We start from the raw sequence: 2,070 nt of genomic DNA, 5'->3' as shown, positions 1-2,070 counted from the left end.
GCGGTCGGCGCGGCGCTCGGCGAGGCCGACGCGCGCGAGCACGTCGGCGATGCGCGCGCGCGACGCGGCCCCGCCGATGCCGTGCAGGCGCGCATGGAACACGAGGTTGGCCTCCACGCTGAGGTCGAGGTCCAGCGTCATCTGCTGGAACACCACGCCGATGCGCCCGAGCGCGCGCACCGGCGTGCGCCGCATGTCCTCGCCGCACACCCGCAGCTCGCCGGCGTCGGCGTCGAACAAGCCGGTCAGCAACTGGAACAGCGTGCTCTTGCCGGCGCCGTTGGGCCCGAGCAGGGCGACGAACTCGCCCGCGCGCACCTCCAGGTCCACCCCCTTCAGCGCCGGCCGCGCGCCGTAGGCCTTGCGCACCCCGCGCACCTGGAGCAAGACCTCGCGTGCCTCAGTCATGGGCCGACTCCTCGCGCGCCGCCGGCAGGCCGGCGAGCAGCTCGGGATGGCGGGCGAGCAGCTGCGCGTGCAGCCCGTCGAGCTGCGCGCCGGACGGATCGCGCGGGCGCGGCAGATCGACCGCCAACTCGAACACCACCCGCCCCGGCGACGGCGACAGGAAGCAGATGCGGTCCGCAAGCGCGAGCGCCTCGCGCAGGTCGTGGGTGACAAAGAGCACGCTCGCGCCGCAGCGCCGCCACTGCGCGAGCAGCATCGCGCGCAGGCGGTTCGCGGTCGGGCTGTCGAGCGACACGAAGGGCTCGTCCATCAGCAGCAGCGCGGGCTCGTTGACGAAGGCGCGGGCGAGCGCGACGCGGCGCATCATGCCGCCCGAGAGGCGCCCGGGGTAGGCGTCGAGCACATCGCCGAGCTCCATCGCGCGCAGCAGCTCCAGCGCCCGCGGCCGCGCCTGCGCGCGCACGCCGTCGGGCACCACCAGCAGCACGTTGTCGAGCACGCTCATCCAGGGCATCAGGCGCGGCTCCTGGAACATGAAGCCGAGATCGGCCGGCGCGGCGCCGTCCATGCTCACCGCGCCCGCGCAGGCGCGGTCGAGCCCGCCGACGATGCCGAGCAGCGTGCTCTTGCCGCAGCCCGAGGGCCCCACCACGCAGACGAACTCGCCGCGCGCGACCTGCATGTGCAGCCCCGACAAGGCCAGGTGCGGACGCCCGCCACGGTCGGGGAAACGCTTGGTGTCGATGCGGATGTCGAGCATCGCTCAGGCCCTCCAGGCGCCGAGCCGGCGCTCGAGCGGACGCAACAGCCAGCCCTCGGCGGCCAGCACCACGCCGGCGAAGACCAGGGTGTAGGCGAGGATGCCGGTGATGTCGAAGAACTGGAAGAAGACGTTGAGCTGGAAGCCGACGCCCTCGCTGCGCCCGAGCAGCTCGACCACCAGCACGATCTTCCAGATCAGCGACAGCCCGGAGCGCGCCGCGGCGATCAGCCAGGGCGCGAGCTGCGGCAGATAGACGCGCAGGAAGGTGGTGCGCCGGCCGAGCCGGTAGGCGCGCGCGACCTCGAGCAGCCTGGGATCGACCGCGCGCGCACCCTCGCGCACGGTGACGATGACGGTGGGGATCTTGTTGATCGCCACCGCCAGGATCGCCGCCCAGTCGTTGAGGCCGAACCACACGTAGCACAGGATGATGGTGACCAGCGCCGGGATGTTGAGGCCGAGCACCAGCCAGGCATCGAGGAAGGCATCCACCTTGCGCCAGCGCCCCATGGCCATGCCGACCAGCGCGCCCACCAGCATCGCCGCCGCGAAGGCGACCGCGACCCGGCCGAGGGTCACCGCCAGGTGCCCGGGCAGCGCGAGCGAGGCCGTCTCGGCGCCGATGCGCGCCAGCACGGCGAGCGGATCGGGCAGCGTGCGGCTGTCGGCGAGGCTGGCGCCAAGCTGCCAGAGCAGCACGAAGACGAACAGCGAGGCGATGCGCAGGCGGCGCTCGTCGCGTCGCGCGGGCGTCCCCTGCGGCGCAGCGGCGGCCGGCGTGTGCGGGGAGGTCGTCGAAGGCACCGGGGTACGCGCAGGCACGGCGGGCGCAGGCGGAGCGAGGCGCTGCGCGCTCACCGCCCCCCGCCCCCATGCCAGAAGGTGCCCGGCGCGAGCTC

3 protein-coding genes are annotated in these 2,070 nt (G+C 73.9%); all 3 read right to left on the bottom strand.

Features of this window, described 5'->3' with window-relative positions; translation table 11 throughout:
* Positions 1 to 408, bottom strand: a 408-nt coding sequence (locus C665_RS19405; RefSeq protein ID WP_004328801.1) for an ATP-binding cassette domain-containing protein, incomplete at its 3' end; no start/stop codon positions are given.
* On the bottom strand, positions 401 to 1,168 hold the full coding sequence (locus tag C665_RS19400) for an ABC transporter ATP-binding protein (protein WP_004328800.1): 768 nt from the start codon (positions 1,166 to 1,168) through the stop codon (positions 401 to 403). The genes C665_RS19405 and C665_RS19400, both read right to left, overlap by 8 nt.
* 3 nt (positions 1,169 to 1,171) lie before the next feature.
* Positions 1,172 to 1,975, bottom strand: a complete 804-nt coding sequence (locus tag C665_RS19395) for an ABC transporter permease (protein WP_245537198.1) — start codon at positions 1,973 to 1,975, stop codon at positions 1,172 to 1,174.
* Positions 1,976 to 2,070 lie beyond the last annotated feature (95 nt).

Origin of the sequence: Thauera aminoaromatica S2 (genome assembly GCF_000310185.1) — a bacterium.
GTDB lineage: Bacteria > Pseudomonadota > Gammaproteobacteria > Burkholderiales > Rhodocyclaceae > Thauera > Thauera aminoaromatica.
The sequence above is the reverse complement of the archived record's forward strand: the minus strand, read 5'-3'. Positions and strand labels throughout refer to the sequence as shown.